The organism is Rosenbergiella epipactidis (assembly GCF_018494055.1).
Lineage (GTDB): Bacteria > Pseudomonadota > Gammaproteobacteria > Enterobacterales > Enterobacteriaceae > Rosenbergiella > Rosenbergiella epipactidis.
Genome location: NZ_JABBFQ010000005.1, coordinates 46,696 through 67,708, shown reverse-complemented (window position 1 = coordinate 67,708; position 21,013 = coordinate 46,696). Strand labels below are relative to the sequence as shown.

Here is a 21,013-nt window from a genome sequence, read left to right as displayed (position 1 = left end):
GTTAGCCAATCGACAGTAGAAAGCCGACAGCCACCAAGCTATAAAATCCGGCACAGAAGATCGTCATGGCACGATGGTTACGTACCAAAATCTGTTGGGCGGCAGGGGTGGAGAAGCAGAAAGCATAGAAACTAAAAATCGTTATTCCGATCAGGGCGCAGAGGGCAACCAGCAGAGGAGCGGCTATAGGGGGGGAATGTGGCGAAAGACCAATACTGGTGACAGTCAGCCACGTTAGGATCGCCTTTGGGTTGGTCAAGTGCAGACTGACCCCTTGCCAGTAGTAGCGATATGCTTTGCGTTCGGAGGATAGCGCGGCGGTGGAGCAGAGTGGTCTGGCTAAGGACTTTATTGTTTTATAGGCTAACCAAAAAAGGTAGGCCGCACCGAGTAACTTTAAGACGATTAAGAAACGGGGTTCAGAAAGTAACAAGGTTGATACGCCTAAGGCGGCCATAATCCCCCAACAGAGCGAACCGGTTATGACACCTGCCGCGAGAATAAAGCCGGCTTGGCGTCCCTGAGACATCGCCACGTTAGCAATCGAAAGATTGGCAGGACCGGGGGTGAGCGTCCCTAAACTGTAAACTAAAAGCGCGGGTACCAGTAACGAGCCTTCTACGATAGTTGCCATCCGAAATATCCCCAAGTAAAACGCTGAATAAGTGAGTGTTCCTAGGTTATTTAAGTCATTTTATCCGCTCGACATACCGGCTTACAGGACCGATATAGTCAATACCGGTGAATATTGGCTATAGTAGCATGACGAGATTAATCAGAAATATCGAGGAATTATGAGTCAGATTACTACACAAACAGTACGCTACCAAGCAGGTGAGACGGCATTGGCTGGAACATTAGTTTTCCCGAGCGAAACGACTCACCCTTTGCCTGGGTTAGTCATGGCACCGAACTGGTTTGGTGTGACCGATAATGCCGCTAAGTTGGCGAAAAAAGTCGCCGAGCAAGGGTATGTTGTGTTGCTGGCCGACCTTTACGGTGAATCCTCTCGCCCCACCAATGCCGACGAAGCGGGTGCGGCGATGATGGCCGTGAAAAATACCCCTGAAGAAGTGGGCCGGATGAATGCCGCGATCGACGCGCTAAAACGTCAGACAGCCGTTTCGGTCGATGCTCAGAAAATTTCTGCTTTCGGTTTCTGCTTTGGCGGCCATTGCGCATTAGAGTTAGCGCGTAGTGGCGCCGATATTCGTGCAGCCATCTCTTTCCACGGTGGGTTAGACACCTGTGGTGCCTACGACGCCACACAGATTAAGGCCGCTATTTTAGTCCTTGACGGTGCTAAAGATCCTTTAGTCCCTCGCGAGCAACTGCCTGCTTTTGTGAATGAGATGACCACTGTCAATGTCGATTGGCAATTGGTCAGTTACCACGATGCCGTACACTCATTTACTGATGAAACCGCCAATAATCCAGGAGTAGCGGAATTCAACCCTCAGGTTACCGAGCGTGCTTTCACCAGCATGTTTGAATTACTGAATCGCGTAAACTAATTTACGTCTTCCCTTAGCCAGCCGTTCTGTGCTGGCTAAAGCTAAATTTCTGCTTAGATAAGTACTTATCCTTACTTTTCATCGCGCCGTAATTCCGGTTAACTGATTTCTATGGTCGGCATTGTGCCCTCATGATTTCTTGTCGGATTAGGGAGTGGAAGATGAAACAACCCACGCGTATTACGCGCACCGTATTGCCTTGGCTGTTACCTAGCGCATTGCTGATTATCTGGCAGCTAGGGTCTGTCAGTGGCTGGATTTCTGATCGCGTATTACCGGCTCCTATCCATGTTCTGACCGCCGCGTGGGCATTAATGAAAAGTGGTGAGTTATGGAGCAACCTATCGATTAGTACATGGCGGGCCGTTGTTGGGTTTGCTATCGGAGCCGGTGCCGGCCTGATTATGGGGTTAATTACCGGTTTATCCCGGGTCGGCGAACTGTTACTGGATAGTACGTTACAGATGCTCCGCAATATTCCGCATCTCGCCCTGATCCCGCTGGTTATTTTATGGTTTGGTATTGATGAGCGAGCCAAAATTTTCCTGGTGGCCCTAGGGACTTTCTTTCCGCTCTATCTTAATACTGCCCATGGCATTCGCCATATCGATAAACAGTTAATTGAGATGTCACGCAGTTATGGTCTAGGTGGCATTGCGCTGTTTTGGCAGGTGATCTTGCCCGGCGCGATGCCCTCTATTCTGGTGGGAGTCCGATTTTCGTTAGGACTGATGTGGCTAACCCTCATCGTGGCGGAAACCATCTCGGCAAACGCGGGAATTGGCTACTTGGCGATGAATGCCCGTGAGTTCTTACAAACCGATATCGTCGTCTTCGCCATCCTGCTTTATGCCTTACTCGGCAAGCTCTCCGATTTACTGACAGTGGCGTTAGAAAAGCGCTTATTACGCTGGCACATCCAATGGCGTAAAGAGGAACTCCCCGTATGAAAAATATTCGTCTTATTACTCCTACCACTGCTCTGGCCTTGCAGCTCAATGAGGTCAGTAAAAACTTTAGTCAGCAGTCGGTATTAAATGGCTTAACTCTGGCAATCCCAGCAGGCCAGTTTGTGGCGGTTGTCGGGCGAAGCGGCTGCGGAAAAAGCACCTTACTTCGTTTATTAGCAGGGTTAGAACAGAGTAGCCACGGTGATCTGGCCGCTAACCATCAGCCACTAGCCAAGTCCGCACCCGCCATCCGCTTAATGTTTCAAGAACCGCGATTGTTACCGTGGAAGACGGTGATTGAGAATGTCGGGTTGGGCTTATCGGGGCAGTGGCGTGACGAGGCAAAGTCGGTTTTAGCTGCCGTCGGCTTGGCGGATAAGGCTAACCAGTGGCCTGAAACCTTATCCGGTGGGCAAAAGCAGCGGGTAGCGCTTGCCCGCGCCCTTATCCATCGTCCGGGATTATTGTTACTTGATGAGCCTTTAGGGGCGCTAGATGCCCTCACGCGCTTAGAGATGCAGCAGTTACTGATTGAGTTATGGCAAACCTGGAAATTTACGGTGGTTCTGGTGACTCACGATGTGAGCGAAGCAGTGACTACCGCTCAGCGTGTGGTGATGCTCGATAAAGGTCAGGTCAAACTTGATGTTGAAGTGGGTATGCCTTATCCGCGCTCAAGCACGCAAGCCAATGTCGCTACCCTCGAACGGCAGATTTTGGCCGCTATTATGCAGCCGGATCAGCCGGTTGTGACCCCCACACGGCAAGCAATTTAAGTCTGAACAGAATAAGGTGATATTGATGACTCAAACCACGAAGGCTCCCGATTTCTTTTGGTTCTTACCGACTCACGGCGATGGGCGGTTTCTTGGGACTCAACATGGGGGGCGTACGGTCGACCTTCCCTATTTACAACAAATCGCGCTTGCTGCCGATAATTTAGGCTATAGCGGTGTCTTGATCCCTACAGGAAAGAGCTGTGAAGACTCGTGGTTAGTGGCAGCCGCCTTAGCGCCTATTACCCGTAAATTAAAATTTCTGGTGGCGGTTCGCCCTGGCCTACAGCCACCTTCACTCGCGGCACGGATGACCAGTACTTTGGACAGACTTTCGCAAGGGCGTTTACTGATCAATGTGGTAACAGGGGGCGATCCGGAAGAGAATAAAGGAGATGGAATTTTTTTAAGTCACGATCAGCGTTACCAAGTCACGCGCGAATTCTTGCATGTCTACCGTCGTTTACTCGCCGGTGAAAAAGTCAGTTATCACGGCGAGCAGTTGCGGGTTGAAAATGCCGAGCTGCTCTTTCCTAGCCATCAAGACCAAGGCCCTCCTATTTATTTTGGTGGCTCTTCCGAGTCAGCGGTCGAGGTTGCCGCCGATCATGTCGACACTTATCTGACTTGGGGAGAACCTCCTGCACAGGTCGCGGAAAAGGTGGCGAAGGTTCGGGCGAAAGCGGCGGAAAAGGGTCGTGAGGTCGAGTTCGGTATTCGTCTCCATGTCATTGTTCGAGATACTGACCAAGAAGCTTGGCAGGCGGCAGAGCAACTGATTGCCCATTTGGATGATGACACCATTGCTCGCGCACAAGCGATATTCTCGCGGATGGACTCGACAGGCCAAGCCAGAATGCGGGAACTGCATGGTGGATCTCGCGATAATTTAGAGATTTCTCCCAATCTCTGGGCAGGGATTGGCTTAGTCAGAGGGGGGGCTGGCACCGCATTAGTGGGGGATCCCCAGCAAGTAGCGGCCAGAATCCGTGAGTATCAGGCAATAGGGATCGATAAATTTATTCTATCAGGCTATCCACATCTTGAAGAAGCTTGGTCGTTTGCCGAGCGGGTTATGCCTCTCTTTTCAACGGCGGAAGCAGCGGTGCGGCAGGGGCCTCATGGCGAAACTATTGGTAACACTGAGCTACCGCGTCAGGTCAGCGCCAGTTAACTAAAATGCCCTATCAAAACGCCGCTCAGCTTGCTTAGCTTGAGCGGCGTTTTTATTCTGCAGTGAACCGCTAGTGGCTCGCGTCTTGGGACCAGGTTGCACGGTTGACCTGAACTTGGCCGGGAATAAGATGAATAGCGCTGAACGCATCGGCCAGTGTCTGCTGCTGGGCAAATACTGCCGGCGTCATACGCTCGGTTGTGTAGTCGAGGCGGGCTAAAGTGGTGTGCCAGTAATCGATGCTCAAACCTGTGGCCGTTGAAAGGAGCTGTGCTGTCTCTTCTTTATGGCTATTTGCCCATTGCCCACTCTCTTTCAAAGTGTTGACCACTTCGAGCGCTAACTTAGGTGAACCTTCAGCAAATTTACGGCTAGAGAGGAAAAAGGAATAGTGAGGCACCAAACCTTCGGCAGTGGTCAGGGTACGTGCATGCGTGACTTGGCTGACCTCGGCATAGTAGGGATCCCAAATAGCCCAGGCATCGACGGCACCTTTTTGGAACGCCGCTCGCGCATCGGCAGGAGGTAAATAGACGGGTTGAATGTCTTTATAACTTAGTCCGGCATGTTGCAGTGCGGCGACCAATAAATAGTTAACATCTGACCCTTTATTCAGCGCCACGCGCTTACCTTTTAACTCCGCCACACTGTGGAGAGGAGAATTTGCTGGGACCACAATCGCTTCATTTTTTGGGTTAGCCACCGAGTGAGCTAAATAAATTAAATCGGCTTTAGCCGCTTGCGCGAATATCGGTGGAGCATCACCGGTTGCGCCAATATCGACGCTACCAATATTTAACCCTTCCAGTAATTGTGGACCGGCTGGAAATTCAACCCAGCGAACGGTAACACCTTGCGAGGCGAATTTTTTTTCGAGGGTATGTTGCGATTTAATAATAGTGAAGAGGCTGGCTTTTTGATAGCCAATAGTGACGACGGATTGCTCAGCAAAGCTTAGGGTTGGTAGTAATAATAAGCTTGTTACGACAAGGCTTGTGGTAAATTTTTTTTTCATCAGTACTCCGGCTAGGCGCATAGGAAAGACTGCTATCTATAGCAACTTTACTGCAGCAGGGTAACTATGAAAAAAGACAAAGGATATCCATTATTGTGATTAGCCGCTAACCCTAAGGCTACCCAATGGTTAGCGGTAAGCGTCTTATTTTACCGCGGTGTTCTCTGCAATCTCTCTTAATTTACCGTAAATATTAAAGGAGAGAATGATCAGCTCACAAGAAATACGTACCCCAATCACCCCGAAAATAATCGTGCAGAGACCGGAAAATAATCCACCGAGCACGCTTCCGCCAAAGGATAAGCTAGTAATAATTGCCGCGAGTCCACCGAATACCACACCAATAATACCCAGCCAATAAATAACGGTAATAATTTTCGGGGTAATCATTTGGTCGAAGTTTAATAAGGATTTAAACATTTTCTTCTCTCCATAATAAAAGTATGAACTTAACTTTTATTTAACATTACAGCAATCATTTATTCTTTAACGTTAGGATAAGAAGAGAATGAATATAACCCGCTATTTTACGGTATCGAGCAGTTTATTAATGATTGCATACTGTAATAACATAATCGTTTTTGCATCATTAATCTCGCCCTGTTGCATCATTGCTACAGCATGCTGAAACGGGAGTTCGAGCACTTCAATATCTTCGCCTTCCTCAACTATCCCGCCGCCAGCGTTGATACGGTCATGATGGCTATATTGGGCGATAAAGAAATGCAGCTTTTCGGTCACGGCTCCTGGGCTCATCCAAGCGTCAAATATTTTGGATACTTGCTGTATACGATAGCCGGTTTCTTCCTCTATTTCAGCGCGGATCCGGGTGATCGGATCTTCCCCTTCGAGTAAGCCCGCGGCAGTTTCGATCAGTACGCCAGAATCACCTTGGATCTTGAGGGGTAAACGAAATTGACGCGTTAAAATAATCGATTGTTGTGCGCGGTTATAGAGAAAGACGGTTACGCCATCCCCTTTATTGTACACTTCGCGGCTGAAAGTCTGGTGAGTACCGTCTGTCCGCTGGTAATCAACCGTATATTTTTTCAGGGAATACCAATCATCGGAAAGAATCTGTTCATGGATGATGGTGATTGAACGGGGGGTGCTAGACATGGTGCCTCCTTGGTCGAGGAAAAAAGGTAACGCTTCAAGGAGTGGCTGGCAAGAGAAGAATCTCCGTACCCGATGCGCTCGGATACGGAGAGAAGTCTTAGAAGCTTAAGTTGGCACTGATACCACCGACTAGGGCATTTTTCACGCCATTCTCGGCACCTGGTGCGACAACGTACTGCAGGTTAGGACGAACTTGCAGCCAGTTGGTTGCATGAATATTGTAATACACTTCATAGTCATACTCTGAACCGTGCTGAATCGGGATCCAAGCTGGGTTGCTATTGTAGTAAGCACCGTTCGAACGATTTTCACGACGCTGCATGGTGGAATAGCTTGAGTTGACGTGGATACGGGAAGCACCAATACCGATTTCGTCTTCTGGACGCGCATCGGCTAGACCTTTCCACACCAGAGTCAGCGATTGGTAGTTATCGATTTTCGCTGTCTTATGGTCGTTCATGACCGCTTGAGCCGTTAAGGTTAGGCCGCGATCGCTACCGCCTGGTTGAGCAAATAGCTGTTGTTGAGCAAGGAGATAGCCACCGTAAGCATGCGCGGTATCGGTATTACCATTGCGCCATGATCCATAGACTTGGTCACGCACAGAAGAGTAATAACCGCCTAAACGGTAGTTACCTTTTAAGTTATCCGGACCGAAGGTTGGGTGCCAAACGACTTCGGCTGGAACCAAGTTACCTTCTGTTTGACTCACTTCGAAACGGAAACCATCGCCACGGTCGTAGTTGTAAGGGGTTTGGTTATAGAAACCGACTTGGAAGAAAACATCCGGCGTAATGTTGACAGCAACACGGCCACCCCATTGAGAGACTGGCCAGTTGTACCAGTGATCGCCACGCCAGTTACCTGCCTGACCGCCACCGAAGGCTAAGTTTTGGAACTTGCTGTCGATGGTATCAAAGTCTTCACCCACGGTGACGCGACCCGCTTTAACATCCACTAAGTTGTCGAAGAAATGCTTACGCAACCAGAATTGCGTTAAACGCCATGTCTGACCACGGCCGTACACTTCCTGAACGGAAGAGAGGGTACCATTACGGCTGATGGCATCGTCGGATAAGTTACGGCCATTACGGTCAGTAATGGTCATTTGGAATTCGGTATCGTTCCAACCCAAGAGTTTCTCAAGGTCTAAATCAACGCCAAATGCCCATTGGTCAGAGTAGCGCATGGTGGTTGAAGAGTGGTAGCCGCCTGCTAAGTTAGACGCACTTTCCATGGTGTAATTGACCTGAAAATCGACGCCTTCTTCTTTTAATTGGCTGCGCGTGCCATTCCAGTCACCCAGCATCCACGCTGAGTCATAACTGAACGGTTCTGCCGCCTGTGCAGCCGGTAGCGCGCTCGCACAGCTCACCGCGACCAGGGACAGCGCAAAGAAGGAAGGTGAACGTAAGAAAAATTTATTTTTTATTTTCATTATTTTTATCCCGAAAAAAGGTGTTAACGCTCAGAAGAGGTTACCGCAGAATAACGTGTAATTTAGTGCCAATTTTATTAAATATTTGTACTTTTAGACTTCGATCACGAAAAAGGCCATCGCTTCAACAAGTGAGTGATGCTGCACTCCTTAGGCTGATTTGATGCAGAAAAGAAGTCTTAAAAATCGGGGGCAGAGCATACGCCTTTTTTTATATTTGAGAAACATATTTTTAACATTATTGCGAGGGATAAGGGGTATTTATGTGATCTATCCAGCGTAAATCGCCTGAAAAGGCTATTTTTGAATCAAAAAAGCGCTTTCCCGCTCCTAAAAATTGGGGTACATTTTCTCTGTAGGGTACAGAGGTAAGATGTTCTATCTTTAAGACCTTTTACTTCACGTAATCGGATTAGGCTAGCAATTAGCCGCCCCAGCGATCTCGTTTATCGCTGGGGCGTTTTTTCGTTTAGGGGGAGGGAAATAGAGGGCTTATTCTTCGGCAGCGTCCTGCTGTTCACTGTACTCGGTAAACCAATCATCTAACTTCTGGCTTAACTTATCGATTCCCATCTTCTTCAGGGAAGAGAACAGCTCCACTTGTACATCACCCATAAAGGCTAGGCTGGCTTCACGTACCATCGCGAGTTGCTTTTTACGCGCGCCAGAAGCCAATTTATCGGCTTTCGTCAGCAGTACGAGTACTGGGATATCGCTTGCGACCGCCCAAGTAACCATTTGTTGATCAAGTTCTTTCATGGGGTGACGGATATCCATCAAGACCACCAGCCCTTTAAGCGCTTGGCGGACTTCTAAATACTCACCCAGCGATTTTTGCCATTTACGTTTTACTTCTTCGGGTACCTCGGCATAACCATAACCAGGTAAATCCACTAAGCGAACACCGTCTGCTACTTCAAATAAGTTAATGAGTTGCGTACGTCCCGGCGTCTTACTGGTCCGTGCAAGACTTTTTTGTTGGGTTAAGGCATTCAACGCACTCGACTTTCCGGCATTAGAGCGGCCAGCAAAGGCGACTTCCGCGCCGGTATCGTCCGGTAGATGACGAACATCTGGGGCACTAGTTACAAAATGAGTGACGTGATAATTCCAGCTCGGCACAGCAAACTCCACATAATTTTAGCAGCATAAACCGCGAGTATACCTGCCTTTTGCCTAGATTTCGCGCATTGTTATCGTATCAAGGCTGATGCCATGCGTGGCAGAGGGGGTTAATAACCCTCTTAAGAAGGTCCTTTTAGGCTCAAGTCTTGCGATTTATGGTCGATACTCGGTAAAAACCAATAAAAAACAAATGGATGATTAAAAGGTAAAATTTATTCTTAATGTTGCCTTGTTTTATTGGTTTCTTGAACTACAGTTAATCCGCTAATGGAGGGCTTCAGGGAACGTTGTTCAGGGACCGGGATGTGAACATCAACGTAACGGATTTACGAAAAAAGGACGAAAGGGCGGTAACCTTAGTGTTACCGCTTTTTTATTGTCCAAGTTTCTGCTAGATTCGCGCCCAGAACCTATCGAAGTAATCCTCCTTGAGACTGACATTATGAAGCAACCTTCCAGACCGACCAAAAGCAAGTCTACGGAGCGCCGTAAAACGCGTGCCGAACTGAATCTTGAAGGCCGAGAGCGTAAACGCAAAAGTAAGCTTAAAGGCAATGTCGCCGGTAACCGTAGTCACCCTAAGGTGACTCAGCAACAAGGCAATGCCGCACCGAAGAAAAGCGACCCACGTATTGGTAGCAAAACCCCGGTTCCTTTGGTTGCTGAAGGTAAAGTCACTGCCGCACCGGTAGCGAACGTTCACGCCGAACCCGAAAAAATGACCCGCCAACAAGAATTACGGATGTTGGAAAATGACCCACGTTTAGATCAACTCTTAGACCGCCTCGAAGCGGGCGATACCCTAAGCGGCGAAGACCAAACTTGGCTCGAAGCGCGTTTAGACCGCATTGAAGAGTTAATGGTGTTGTTGGGTATCGATATTGAAGACGAAGAGAAAGACGACGAAGCGGAAGAAGACATGTACCGCTTGTTGAAAGGACAGTAATGCTGTATGGCAGGGGGGATGATCTCTCTGCCATTCATCAGAAGGATTAATTGATAATGCATTGGCTTGGATCAATTCCTGCCGGATTATTCGCCTGTTATCTCGTCTGGAGTGTCAGTAAACTTTTACGCTTGTCGCACAGGAAATCTGTGTTGACCCGACGTTTATTTTCTCGCAATGGGCGAGTGAAGCGCGACGGTAACGCCAATGTAAGAGGTAAACATGCTGCTGCAAGACGTCGAATGGGATCAGGCACTGATTGAAAAATATAATTCTTCCTCCCCCCGTTATACCTCTTACCCCACGGCCCTAGAATTTAGCCCTCGCTTTTCTGACGATGATTTTCGTAAGGCCGCACAACGTTATCCTACGCGCCCACTTTCCCTGTATCTGCATATCCCGTTCTGCCATCAACTTTGTTATTTTTGTGGCTGCAATAAAGTTGTCACTCGTCATCCGGAAAAAGCCGCGCGTTATTTACAGCAGCTAATCGCTGAGCTTCGCCAGCGTGCGCCGCTGTTTTCCCAACGCTTGGTGACACAGATCCATTTTGGCGGCGGCACCCCGACCTTTCTTAGCGATACGCAACTTGCCGAAGTGATGAGTGTGATAGCTGACGTGTTTAAGGTAGCCCCTTCTGCCGAGATCTCCTTGGAGCTGGACCCTCGACAATTTCCGATCGAACGGTTGCAGGCCCTACGTCGTATTGGCTTTAATCGTTTAAGTATGGGGGTTCAGGATTTCGATCCTGTGGTGCAGCAGCGCGTCAACCGCGAGCAAGATGCGGCGCAGATTGTCGAACTGCTCTCGACGATGAAGGCGCTGGGGTTTACTTCCACCAATATCGATTTAATTTACGGCTTACCTCAGCAGACGGCGGAGAGTTTTGCGCACACTATCGAGAGGGTGCTGGCACTGCGTCCTGACAGAATGAGTGTGTTCAACTATGCCCATATGCCTGAGTTGTTCGCCGCCCAGCGGAAAATAAAGTCTGACGAACTGCCGAGCCCCGCACAAAAGCTACAGATTTTGCACCAGACCATTCAGCAGTTGCAGGCGGGAGGCTATCAATTTATTGGTATGGATCACTTCGCTCTGCCGGAGGACGAACTGGCTCGCGCGCAACGGGCTGGCAGTTTGCAACGTAATTTTCAGGGGTACACTACGCAACGTCAGACAGACTTATTAGGCGTTGGGGTATCGGCTATCAGTATGGTGGGTGACACATACAGCCAGAATGAAAAGACGCTTACCGGCTGGGCGTCACGCTTGGCTGAGGAAGGTCATGCTTTAGTGCGCGGTCTCTCGCTCAGTACAGAAGATTGTCTACGCCGTGACATTATCACGACCCTAATGTGCCAATTTACCCTTGAGTTTCGCCAGATTGAGGCAAGGATCCCGCAACCTTTTACCGACTATTTTGCCGAAGAACTGCGCTTATTGTCACCGATGCAGGAGGATGGCTTACTTATCATTACCCCGGAGCGGATACAGGTCACGGCCAAGGGTCGGTTATTAGTTCGCCATATCTGTCTCTGTTTTGATCAATACTCGCGAGCCCGTAGCGTTCAGCAGGCGTTTTCACGAGTGATCTAATCGGGCCTAAGCGTGCCTAGACCCGATAAGTACTACTCCATGCCTAACTCTTTCAATTTACGCGTCAGCGTATTGCGGCCCCAGCCCAGTAGGCGCGCGGCTTCTTGTTTATGCCCGCGGGTATGTTGCAGTGCGGTGTTGAGTAACACCCGCTCCATTTCCGGCTGAGCTTCTGACAGTAAATCTTGATGCCCGGAGCGCAATGCTCTTTCCGCCCACTGGGCAAGCAGTCCAGACCAACTTTCAGGGACCGATGGGCTGCTATTATTTTCCTGCGGGACAGTGTTATCAAAAAGCTCGGGTGGCAAATCTTGTAATAATACCTCTTGACCCGCCGCCATCACGGTTAACCAACGACAGGTATTTTCTAATTGCCGAACGTTACCTGGCCATGTCATATGGGTGAGGGCGTTAATGGTATCAGTGTGCAAGACTTTGGTTTCGACCCCTAGCTCGCGTGCCGCCGTTTGTAGGAAGTAGTTGGCGAGGCGAGGAATATCTTCGCGGCGCTCACGCAGCGGCGGTAGATGGATACGGATCACATTGAGTCGGTGGAATAAGTCTTCGCGAAACTTACCTTCTTGGACTCGTAGCTCAAGGTTTTGGTGTGTAGCGGCAATAATCCGCACATCGACCTTGACCGGCGCATAACCGCCAACGCGATAGAACTGGCCATCCGCCAAGACCCTTAACAGCCGAGTCTGCACGTCTAAGGGCATGTCACCAATCTCGTCAAGGAAGAGTGTCCCGCCGTCCGCTTGTTCAAAGCGGCCTTGTCGCACTTGTCCTGCACCGGTAAACGCCCCTTTTTCGTGGCCGAATAATTCCGATTCGATTAAGTCTTTAGGGATTGCAGCCATATTTAAGGCAATAAAAGGAGCCTTCACACGCGGGCTATGGCGGTGTAGAGCGTGGGCCACTAACTCTTTACCGGCCCCGGATTCACCGTTAATCAACACACTGATGGACGAGCGTGATAGCCGACCGATGATACGAAAGACGTCCTGCATAGCAGGTGCCTCACCGATAATATCCGTTGTCGGACCATCTTCTTGTTGGTGGCGCGGTTGTTGCTGCTCTTGATAATGGCTGATCGCCCGTTCGGTGAGGGCGACGGCCTCATCAATATCGAAAGGTTTAGGTAGGTAATCAAACGCGCCTTGCTGATAAGCGCTGACGGCGGCATCGAGATCGGAGTGCGCGGTCATAATGATCACTGGTAGCATGGGGTGGCGTTTTTTTATCTGTTTGAGCAGTCCCAAACCATCCATACCAGGCATACGAATGTCGGATAACAACACATCTGGCGTTTTGGTCGCTAACGCATCTAAGACGTCGTGGCTACTTTCAAAGGCAGTACATACCAATCCGGCGCCAGTCAGTGCGCGTTCAAGCACCCAGCGGATGGAACTGTCGTCATCGACGATCCAAACTATCCCTTGTTGCATAGAAACCTCACTGACGAATAGGGAGAAAAATTGAAAATTCGGTATGGCCCGGCCAACTCTTGAACTCGATTTTGCCCGCGTGCTGATCGATCAAGCTACGCGCAATCGACAGTCCCAATCCAGTACCGTTTTCGCGGCCACTAACCATGGGGTAAAACAGGGTGTCATGCAGGTGAGTCGGAATGCCCGGCCCGTCATCTTCAATATCGATTTGTGCGACTAAGCGATAACGTGTGCCATGGAGCGTTAGCTGAAAGGCGGTACGGGTACGCAATGTGATCGTCCCCCCCTCGCGGCCTAGCGCCTGTAACGCGTTACTTACCATATTAAGTAAAACTTGTTCGATTTGGTCGGGATCATGCTGCAGTTCAGGAAGACTTGGATCGTAGTCACGCACTAAGGTGACATTATCCGGTAATTCCATCGATACCAGCTTCACCACGCGTTCAGCCACTTGATGGATATTTTGCATCACATGCATACCCGGCTGCTGCGGGCCTAATAAACGGTCAACGAGATTTCGCAGGCGGTCTGCCTGTTCGATAATCACGTTAGTGTATTCTTTTAATGCCGGATCGGGCAGAGCTTTAGAAAGCAGTTGAGCTGCTCCGCGCAATCCCCCTAAGGGATTTTTAATTTCGTGGGCGAGCCCGCGAACCAGATCACGCGCAGCGATTTGCTGGGCATGCTGGAGTTGTTCTTGGCTTAGTCGGCGCTGATTATCCATGGGCGCCATCTCAAGGAGAATCTGTTGGTCCGGTAACGGCTGGGCAGTCAGTGCCAGCGTATGTGCTCGACCATCTACGACAAGCGTGACTTCGCTATCGGTAAAGCCTTGTCCAACACTCAGGCTTTCGTGCATCACTTCAACATTCAGGGAGAAATACCCGGTGAGCTCTGGAAGCGGGGTTCCAAACAGCTTACGTGAACTCTGAGCGAGTAATTGCTGCGCCGCGGGATTGGCATAATGGATCACTAATTCATGGTCGACAACGAGGACGCAGTTGATCAATGAATTGAGGATCTGCACGGCATCTGAGGCGGTATTGCTAAGCATTACATCTCTCCAGAATGGGGTGACCCGCAGGTAAGATACCCGAGAAAAAAGCCCATCCGAGGATGGGCTAAGACTTCACGGCAACACACTACAAACGAAAATTAGACGCTGTAGTAAAGTTCAAATTCAACCGGGTGTGGAGTCATACGTACGCGATCGTTATCCGCTTTACGTAATTCGATGTAAGCATCGATAGCTTCGTCGGTGAATACGCCGCCACGGGTCAGGAACTCGCGGTCTTCGTTCAGGGCATTCAACGCTTCTTCCAGTGAACCTGCTACTTTTGGAATCTCTGCATCTTCTTCCGGAGGCAGATCATAGAGGTTTTTATCCATCGCATCACCTGGGTGGATTTTGTTAATCACACCGTCTAGGCCCGCCATCAATAGCGCAGCAAAGGCTAAGTATGGGTTAGCCGCTGGATCAGGGAAGCGTGCTTCAATACGACGCGCTTTAGGGCTAGCAACAACTGGGATACGGATTGAGGCAGAACGGTTACGGGCAGAGTAAGCCAGCATAACCGGAGCTTCATAACCCGGTACCAAACGCTTATAAGAGTTGGTGGTTGGGTTAGTTAAGGCGTTAAGCGCTTTAGCGTGCTTGATGATACCGCCAATGTAGTAAAGGGCGATATCAGACAGGCCGCCGTACTTATCGCCGGCAAACAGGTTGTTACCATCTTTCGATAAAGACATGTGGCAGTGCATACCCGAACCGTTATCGCCAAACATTGGTTTTGGCATAAAGGTCGCGGTTTTGCCGTATACGTGTGCAACGTTATGAACCACATACTTATAGATCTGGATTTCGTCCGCTTTTTTCACCATGGTGTTAAAGCGAGTTGCCACTTCGTTTTGACCTGCGGTCGCCACTTCATGGTGGTGTGCTTCAACCACTAAGCCCATTTGCTCCATGGTTAAACACATTGCTGAACGGATGTCTTGTGCAGAATCGACCGGTGGTACTGGGAAGTAGCCGCCTTTTAAACCAGGACGGTGGCCTTTGTTACCGCCTTCGTACTCTTTACCGGTGTTCCATGCAGCTTCGATATCGTCAATCGCGACATGGGAGCCAGAGGTAGAAGAACCGAAACGGATATCGTCGAATAAGAAGAATTCTGGTTCTGGTCCAAATAGGACGGTATCAGCGATACCTGAGGTACGTAAGAAATCTTCAGCGCGTTTGGCGATCGAACGAGGGTCACGATCGTAGCCTTGCAGAGTGCCTGGCTCAAGAATATCACAACGGATGATTAGCGTTGGATCTTCGAAAAATGGGTCAAGGACGGCGGTGGTCACGTCAGGCATCAGTACCATGTCTGATTCGTTAATCCCTTTCCAACCCCCGATGGATGAGCCATCGAACATTTTACCTTCTTCAAAGAAGTCTTCATTCACCTGATGTGCAGGGATGGTAACGTGTTGTTCTTTACCTTTACTGTCTGTAAAGCGCAGATCAACAAACTTGACTTCATGTTCGTTCATCAACGAGAGAACGTGTTCAACGGACATATCTACTCTCCTGAAAGCTCTATTATCGTGGGGGAAATGGGAAGCATTATGCTTACGAGGGCTCAACCCTTTAACCCGAAATCCGGCAAGCGCCTAAAAACGTTTTTTAGCTATCGTTTTCGCTTATTTTTCTTAAAGCGAAAAGCGTGCCAACTTTTCTAAAACACCGAACAGGCCCAGTAGAGGCGAGTTTGGCCCGCCCTCACCGTTGTTGTATTACAGGGCATTGCACCAATAAAGAGCAATACCGTCAACTTTAATGATCCATTATGGTGCATTATGGATAAGGAGTAGTCATTTTGCACTGAAATCGCACAAAAAAAGTCGGTAAAGCGGAGTCATAAAAAAAAACTGCATAAAAGGGCTGTGAATCGTCTGATCGTGTTCAGTCTTTCGCCTAATCCGTGTACAATAGCGCGCTATTTCTAATGCCTGAGGCAAAGCTGTGATCGAAAAATTGCGTAATATCGCCATCATCGCGCACGTTGACCATGGAAAAACCACCCTAGTCGACAAACTTTTACAACAGTCCGGTACCTTTGACGAGCGTACTGAAGCGACTGAGCGTGTGATGGACTCCAATGACCTGGAGAAAGAGCGTGGAATTACTATCCTCGCAAAAAACACCGCTATTAAGTGGAATGATTACCGTATCAACATCGTTGATACCCCGGGACACGCCGACTTCGGTGGTGAAGTTGAACGTGTTATGTCTATGGTCGATTCCGTACTGTTAGTCGTTGATGCGATTGATGGTCCTATGCCACAGACCCGTTTCGTGACTAAGAAAGCGTTTGCTCATGGTCTAAAACCAATTGTTGTTATCAACAAAATTGACCGTCCGGGCGCACGTCCTGATTGGGTGGTTGACCAAGTCTTCGATCTGTTCGTCAACTTAGACGCGACAGATGAGCAATTAGATTTCCCAATTATCTACGCTTCTGCAATCCAAGGGATTGCGGGCGACGATCACGCAGACATGGCTGAAGATATGACGCCACTGTACGAAGCGATCGTAAAACACGTTCCTGCACCTAATGTTGATCAAGATGGCTCGCTGCAAATGCAGATTTCGCAACTTGATTACAACAACTACTTAGGTGTTATCGGTATCGGCCGTATCAAGCGCGGTAAAATCAAACCTAACCAACAGGTTACAGTTATCGATAGCGAAGGTAAAACTCGTAACGGTAAAGTCGGTAAAGTACTGGGCCATTTAGGTCTTGAGCGTATTGAATCTGATTTAGCGGAAGCGGGTGATATCATTGCAATCACTGGTTTAGGTGAACTGAACATTTCTGACACGATTTGTGATACTCAGAAAGTTGAAGCCCTGCCAGCGCTGAGCGTTGATGAGCCTACTGTTAGCATGTTCTTCTGTGTAAACACCTCTCCATTCTGTGGTAAAGAAGGTAAGTACGTGACTTCACGTCAAATCCTTGACCGCCTGAAGAAAGAGCTGGTCCACAACGTTGCTTTACGCGTTGAAGAAACTGAAGATGCTGATGCGTTCCGTGTTTCAGGCCGTGGTGAACTTCACCTATCGGTACTGATCGAAAACATGCGTCGTGAAGGCTTCGAGATGGCAGTATCTCGTCCTAAAGTTATCTTCCGTCAAATTGATGGACGTAAACAAGAGCCATTCGAAAACGTGACCCTTGATATCGAAGAACAGCACCAAGGTTCTGTGATGCAAGCTATGGGTGAGCGTAAAGGCGACATGAAAAACATGGATCCAGATGGTAAAGGCCGCGTACGTTTAGACTACGTTATCCCAAGCCGTGGATTGATCGGTTTCCGTAACGAATTCATGACCATGACTTCAGGTACAGGTTTACTGTACTCAACCTTCAGTCACTACGACGATATGCGTCCAGGTGAAGTTGGCCAACGTCAAAACGGTGTATTGATTTCTAACGGTCAAGGTAAAGCTGTTGCGTTTGCTCTGTACAGCCTGCAAGACCGCGGTAAGTTATTCTTAGGTCACGGTGCGGAAGTGTATGAAGGCCAAATCATCGGTATTCACTCACGTTCTAACGACCTGACCGTTAACTGCTTAACCGGTAAGAAACTGACTAACATGCGTGCGTCAGGGACTGATGAAGCGACTACACTGGTTCCAGCGATCAAAATGAGCCTTGAGCAAGCGCTTGAGTTCATCGATGACGACGAATTAGTTGAAGTAACGCCAGTTTCTGTCCGTATCCGTAAGCGTCATTTAACTGAAAATGACCGTAAACGTGCATCGCGCGGCGGTAAAGAGTCTTAATTCTCATTTTCTGAGCATTAAGCTAAACCTGAACCAGACTCTTCTGGTTCAGGTTTTTTTTTGCCTTGCGTCTAGCCAACTGAAGACTGTGCGCAAAACGCGATCAATTTTCCAAAACTCGATTGGTAGAATGAGGAGGTCGGCTTTATAGTGTAGATAAGTAAAACTTACGGGAGAGAGGCCATGTTATATATTTTCGATTTGGGAAACGTTATCGTTAATCTCGACTTCACCCGTGCTTTAGGCGTCTGGAGTAACCTAAGTGGTACTCCGCTTGCGCATGTTCAACAACACTTCCAACTCGGCCCTCAGGTTGAGCGCCATGAGAGGGGGGAGATATCGGATGAACAATTTGCTGAGGCACTGTGTGACGAGTTAGAGGTCAACCTCAGCTATCCGCAATTTGTGAGCGGCTGGCAAGCGATTTTCACCGGGGTGAATAAAGCCGTTCTCACGCTTATTCAGCAACTGCGCGCAGAGGGACATCGCGTCGTTCTCCTGTCTAATACCAATCAAATTCATACTGAATTTTTGGCGCAGCAGTATCCTGAGTTACTCGCGGTAGCCGACCAATGCTATTTCTCGCATCGTATTGGGCTACGTAAACCGGATACGGCGATTTTCCACCATGTGCTGGCTGAAGAGGGCGTAGCCCCTGAGCAAGCGTTCTTTGTTGATGACCTCTTTGAAAATATTGAAGCGGCAATACAGTTAGGGATCAACACTCATCTTTACCAAGACGTTGAAGGGTTAGAAGCGGCAATTCAAGGTACTAGTAATTTTTCGTAGGGAAGCAAATTATCTATGCGGGTTAAACTCAGGACACGTTCATTCCTTCGCTGGCTGGGCGTACTTTGGCGGCGAATTAACGACGATAACATGACGGTACAGGCGGGAAACCTTACCTTTGTTTCATTATTAGGGTTAGTCCCCTTTGTGACGGTAATTTTCGCTATCTTTTCAGCGTTCCCGGTTTTCAACGATATCAGTGGTGAGATCCGACATTTTATTTTCCGCAACTTTGTTCCCACCACGGGTAACGTGATTGAAGAGTATATCGACCGCTTTGTGGTGAATGTCCATCGTATGACGGTGTTTGGCGCGATTGGCCTTATTTTTACGTCATTACTGTTGATGTTCTCCATCGATAGCGCGTTGAACAGCATTTGGCGCAGCTCGCGTAAGCGGCCCTTAGTCTTTTCGTTTGCCGTGTACTGGATGATCCTGACTCTGGGGCCATTACTGGCGGGAGCGAGTATTGCGCTGAGTTCCTACTTGCTTTCACCGCAGTGGCTTAATATGCCCGGTATTAGTGAGATCATTCAGTTAGTACTGAGAAGTTTTCCCTTACTTCTTTCGTGGCTAGCCTTCTGGCTACTGTTTAGTGTGGTACCTACCTGTAATGTGGCGGGTAAGGATGCGCTGATTGGCGCGTTAGTCGCCGGTGTATTATTCGAGATTGGTAAAAAAGTTTTCACGCTGTACGTGACGATGTTTCCTGCTTATCAGCTTATTTACGGTGTGCTTGCCGTTATTCCTATGCTGTTCCTGTGGGTCTATTGGACGTGGTGTATCGTATTACTGGGGGCAGAGATTACTGTCTCGCTTGAACACTACCGTAAACTTCGTCGTCAGCGTCAACAAGAAGCGGATATCTCATGATTGCATTAATTCAACGTGTTTCAGCGGCTCAAGTCAGTGTTGAGGGAAGCGTGGTCGGTAAGATCGCGAGCGGCCTTCTTGTCCTGCTCGGTGTCGAGAAGGATGATGATGAGGCGACGGCGCGTAAATTAGCCGAAAAAGTAGTGAACTACCGGGTATTTAGCGATGAGCAAGGGAAGATGAACCTTAACCTACAGCAAGCTGAAGGGGAGTTGTTGGTCGTTTCACAGTTTACCCTTGCCGCCGATACCCAGAAAGGGATGCGTCCTTCCTTTTCCAAAGGCGCTTCCCCCGACAGAGCGCGTGAGCTGTACCATTTTTTTAGCGGCTATTGCCGAGAACTGGGTATTCACACAGAAAATGGACAGTTTGCTGCAGACATGCAAGTGACGCTAACCAATGATGGCCCTGTTACTTTCTGGCTTCAGTGTTGAGGAGGGAGCGAATAAATGTATCAATTACGCGTTCCTGAAACCGACAGTGATCTTGCCGAGTATTTCCAGTTTCGTTGGCAGATGCTGCGCAAGCCGTTAAACCAGCCGCCGGGTTCAGAGCAAGATGCTTGGGATACCACGGCGCATCACCAAATGCTCGTTGATGATGAGAATCGAGTGGTGGGCGTTGGGCGGCTCTCTATCAGTGGCGATAACGAAGCGTCAATTAGGTTTCTTGCAGTCTCGCCGGAACTGCGTGGTAAGGGACTGGGTCGATTACTGATCATGACCTTAGAGTCTGTTGCGCGACAAGAAGGGGTTAAGCGAGTGACGTGCAGCGCGCGGGAAGATGCCGTCGAGTTTTTTGCTCAGCTGGGTTATATCAATCAAGGTCGAGTAACCGCTTCGCAAACCACTCGGATCCGCCACTTTTTAATGATTAAGCCGATGGCGTCAATGGATGATATTCTTCATCGCGCTGATTGGTGTGAGCAGTTACAGCAGGCTTGGTATCAGCATATCCCCTTAAGTGAAAAAATGGGAGTGCGTATTCAGCAATATACCGGCCAGAAGTTTATGACGACCATGCCGGAAACCGGTAACCAAAATCCCCACCATACGCTGTTTGCTGGCAGCCAATTTTCCTTGGCCACCTTGACCGGCTGGGGACTGATTTGGTTACTGCTCAGGGAGCGAAAGTTGGGCGGGACCATCGTGTTGGCAGATGCCCATATTCGTTACAGCCAGCCCTTACAAGGCCGGCCAACGGCCAGTGCCGATTTGGGGTCGCTAAAAGGTGATTTAGATCGTCTTGCTTGTGGCCGTAAGGCGAGGGTGAGTTTAGACGTCACCTTAAGCGATGAACATCATCAAGGCGCAGTGTTTCAAGGGGTCTATCTTGTGTTGCCAGCGGAAGCTGAGAAACCCTTGGAACAGGGCGGCTCAGCGCCTCACTAATAGGTTAGGATGGGTGGCAAGC

At 49.0% G+C, this 21,013-nt stretch carries 20 protein-coding genes and 1 pseudogene; 12 read left to right on the top strand and 9 right to left on the bottom strand.

Annotated elements, in window-relative coordinates; genetic code table 11:
- Position 1 precedes the first annotated feature (1 nt).
- Entirely contained in the window at positions 2-634 is a 633-nt protein-coding gene (locus tag HGT71_RS09625; RefSeq protein ID WP_214217579.1) for a LysE family translocator, read from the bottom strand.
- Positions 635-794: 160 nt separating this feature from the next.
- On the opposite strand from HGT71_RS09625, the gene HGT71_RS09620 reads away from it, so the two are divergent.
- The 4 genes from HGT71_RS09620 (at position 795) to ssuD (ending at position 4,414) form a co-directional block, all read left to right on the top strand.
- A complete protein-coding gene (locus tag HGT71_RS09620) occupies positions 795-1,514 on the top strand; it encodes a dienelactone hydrolase family protein (RefSeq protein WP_214217578.1) in 720 nt (239 codons plus the stop codon).
- A gap of 161 nt (positions 1,515-1,675) precedes the next feature.
- Positions 1,676-2,464 carry an aliphatic sulfonate ABC transporter permease SsuC gene (ssuC, locus tag HGT71_RS09615; RefSeq protein ID WP_241586168.1) on the top strand — a complete coding sequence of 263 codons (789 nt, stop codon included), beginning with the start codon at positions 1,676-1,678 and terminating at the stop codon, positions 2,462-2,464.
- Positions 2,461-3,240: an ATP-binding cassette domain-containing protein gene (locus tag HGT71_RS09610; RefSeq protein ID WP_214217576.1), complete on the top strand. Its 780-nt coding sequence runs from the start codon at positions 2,461-2,463 to the stop codon at positions 3,238-3,240. Before ssuC ends, HGT71_RS09610 begins: the two co-directional genes overlap by 4 nt.
- A 25-nt stretch (positions 3,241-3,265) precedes the next feature.
- Positions 3,266-4,414, top strand: coding sequence for an FMNH2-dependent alkanesulfonate monooxygenase (ssuD, locus tag HGT71_RS09605; RefSeq protein WP_214217575.1), 1,149 nt, complete (start codon positions 3,266-3,268; stop codon positions 4,412-4,414).
- A gap of 70 nt (positions 4,415-4,484) precedes the next feature.
- Here the strand turns inward: ssuD and HGT71_RS09600 are convergent, their stop codons facing one another.
- The 4 genes from HGT71_RS09600 to HGT71_RS09585 all read right to left on the bottom strand — a co-directional run bounded on the left by HGT71_RS09600 (position 4,485) and on the right by HGT71_RS09585 (position 7,986).
- Complete coding sequence (locus HGT71_RS09600; RefSeq protein WP_099824830.1) at positions 4,485-5,429, bottom strand: sulfonate ABC transporter substrate-binding protein; 945 nt, start codon at positions 5,427-5,429, stop codon at positions 4,485-4,487.
- Positions 5,430-5,573: 144 nt separating this feature from the next.
- Positions 5,574-5,849: a DUF4282 domain-containing protein gene (locus HGT71_RS09595; protein ID WP_214217574.1), complete on the bottom strand. Its 276-nt coding sequence runs from the start codon at positions 5,847-5,849 to the stop codon at positions 5,574-5,576.
- A 102-nt stretch (positions 5,850-5,951) separates the two neighbouring features.
- Positions 5,952-6,548, bottom strand: a complete 597-nt coding sequence (locus HGT71_RS09590) for an NUDIX domain-containing protein (protein WP_214217573.1) — start codon at positions 6,546-6,548, stop codon at positions 5,952-5,954.
- A 97-nt stretch (positions 6,549-6,645) separates the two neighbouring features.
- Positions 6,646-7,986, bottom strand: a complete 1,341-nt coding sequence (locus HGT71_RS09585; RefSeq protein WP_214217572.1) for a carbohydrate porin — start codon at positions 7,984-7,986, stop codon at positions 6,646-6,648.
- Positions 7,987-8,359: 373 nt separating this feature from the next.
- Here HGT71_RS09585 and spfP point away from each other — a divergent pair.
- A pseudogene (gene spfP, locus HGT71_RS16035) lies at positions 8,360-8,407 on the top strand (small protein SpfP).
- A gap of 71 nt (positions 8,408-8,478) precedes the next feature.
- Here spfP and yihA read toward each other — a convergent pair.
- Positions 8,479-9,108, bottom strand: a complete 630-nt coding sequence (gene yihA / locus HGT71_RS09580) for a ribosome biogenesis GTP-binding protein YihA/YsxC (protein WP_214217571.1) — start codon at positions 9,106-9,108, stop codon at positions 8,479-8,481.
- A gap of 445 nt (positions 9,109-9,553) precedes the next feature.
- Here yihA and yihI point away from each other — a divergent pair, with 445 nt between their 5' ends.
- Together yihI and hemN are read left to right on the top strand one after the other, a co-directional pair.
- Positions 9,554-10,057 carry a Der GTPase-activating protein YihI gene (yihI, locus tag HGT71_RS09575; RefSeq protein ID WP_214217570.1) on the top strand — a complete coding sequence of 168 codons (504 nt, stop codon included), beginning with the start codon at positions 9,554-9,556 and terminating at the stop codon, positions 10,055-10,057.
- A 222-nt stretch (positions 10,058-10,279) separates the two neighbouring features.
- Positions 10,280-11,653 (top strand): oxygen-independent coproporphyrinogen III oxidase, encoded by a 1,374-nt coding sequence (gene hemN / locus HGT71_RS09570; RefSeq protein WP_214217569.1) that lies wholly within the window; start codon positions 10,280-10,282, stop codon positions 11,651-11,653.
- 32 nt (positions 11,654-11,685) lie between these two features.
- Here hemN and glnG read toward each other — a convergent pair whose 3' ends face one another.
- From glnG to glnA, 3 genes are all read right to left on the bottom strand, one after another.
- Positions 11,686-13,101 (bottom strand): nitrogen regulation protein NR(I), encoded by a 1,416-nt coding sequence (gene glnG, locus HGT71_RS09565; RefSeq protein ID WP_214217568.1) that lies wholly within the window; start codon positions 13,099-13,101, stop codon positions 11,686-11,688.
- A gap of 7 nt (positions 13,102-13,108) precedes the next feature.
- Complete coding sequence (gene glnL, locus HGT71_RS09560) at positions 13,109-14,158, bottom strand: nitrogen regulation protein NR(II) (RefSeq protein ID WP_214217567.1); 1,050 nt, start codon at positions 14,156-14,158, stop codon at positions 13,109-13,111.
- Positions 14,159-14,259: 101 nt separating this feature from the next.
- A complete protein-coding gene (gene glnA / locus HGT71_RS09555; protein ID WP_048913046.1) occupies positions 14,260-15,669 on the bottom strand; it encodes a glutamate--ammonia ligase in 1,410 nt (469 codons plus the stop codon).
- A gap of 445 nt (positions 15,670-16,114) precedes the next feature.
- Between glnA and typA the strand changes: the two genes are divergently transcribed.
- The 5 genes from typA (at position 16,115) to fabY (ending at position 20,991) form a co-directional block, all read left to right on the top strand.
- Positions 16,115-17,938, top strand: a complete 1,824-nt coding sequence (gene typA / locus HGT71_RS09550) for a ribosome-dependent GTPase TypA (protein ID WP_048913045.1) — start codon at positions 16,115-16,117, stop codon at positions 17,936-17,938.
- A 183-nt stretch (positions 17,939-18,121) separates the two neighbouring features.
- A complete protein-coding gene (locus HGT71_RS09545) occupies positions 18,122-18,727 on the top strand; it encodes an HAD-IA family hydrolase (protein ID WP_214217566.1) in 606 nt (201 codons plus the stop codon).
- 15 nt (positions 18,728-18,742) lie between these two features.
- The gene (locus HGT71_RS09540; protein WP_048913043.1) at positions 18,743-19,600 is read left to right on the top strand and encodes a virulence factor BrkB family protein; all 858 of its coding nucleotides are present in this window, start codon (positions 18,743-18,745) and stop codon (positions 19,598-19,600) included.
- Positions 19,597-20,034 carry a D-aminoacyl-tRNA deacylase gene (dtd, locus tag HGT71_RS09535; protein WP_099824847.1) on the top strand — a complete coding sequence of 146 codons (438 nt, stop codon included), beginning with the start codon at positions 19,597-19,599 and terminating at the stop codon, positions 20,032-20,034. Before HGT71_RS09540 ends, dtd begins: the two co-directional genes overlap by 4 nt.
- A 15-nt stretch (positions 20,035-20,049) precedes the next feature.
- On the top strand, positions 20,050-20,991 hold the full coding sequence (gene fabY, locus HGT71_RS09530) for a fatty acid biosynthesis protein FabY (protein WP_048913041.1): 942 nt from the start codon (positions 20,050-20,052) through the stop codon (positions 20,989-20,991).
- Positions 20,992-21,013: the final 22 nt, after the last annotated feature.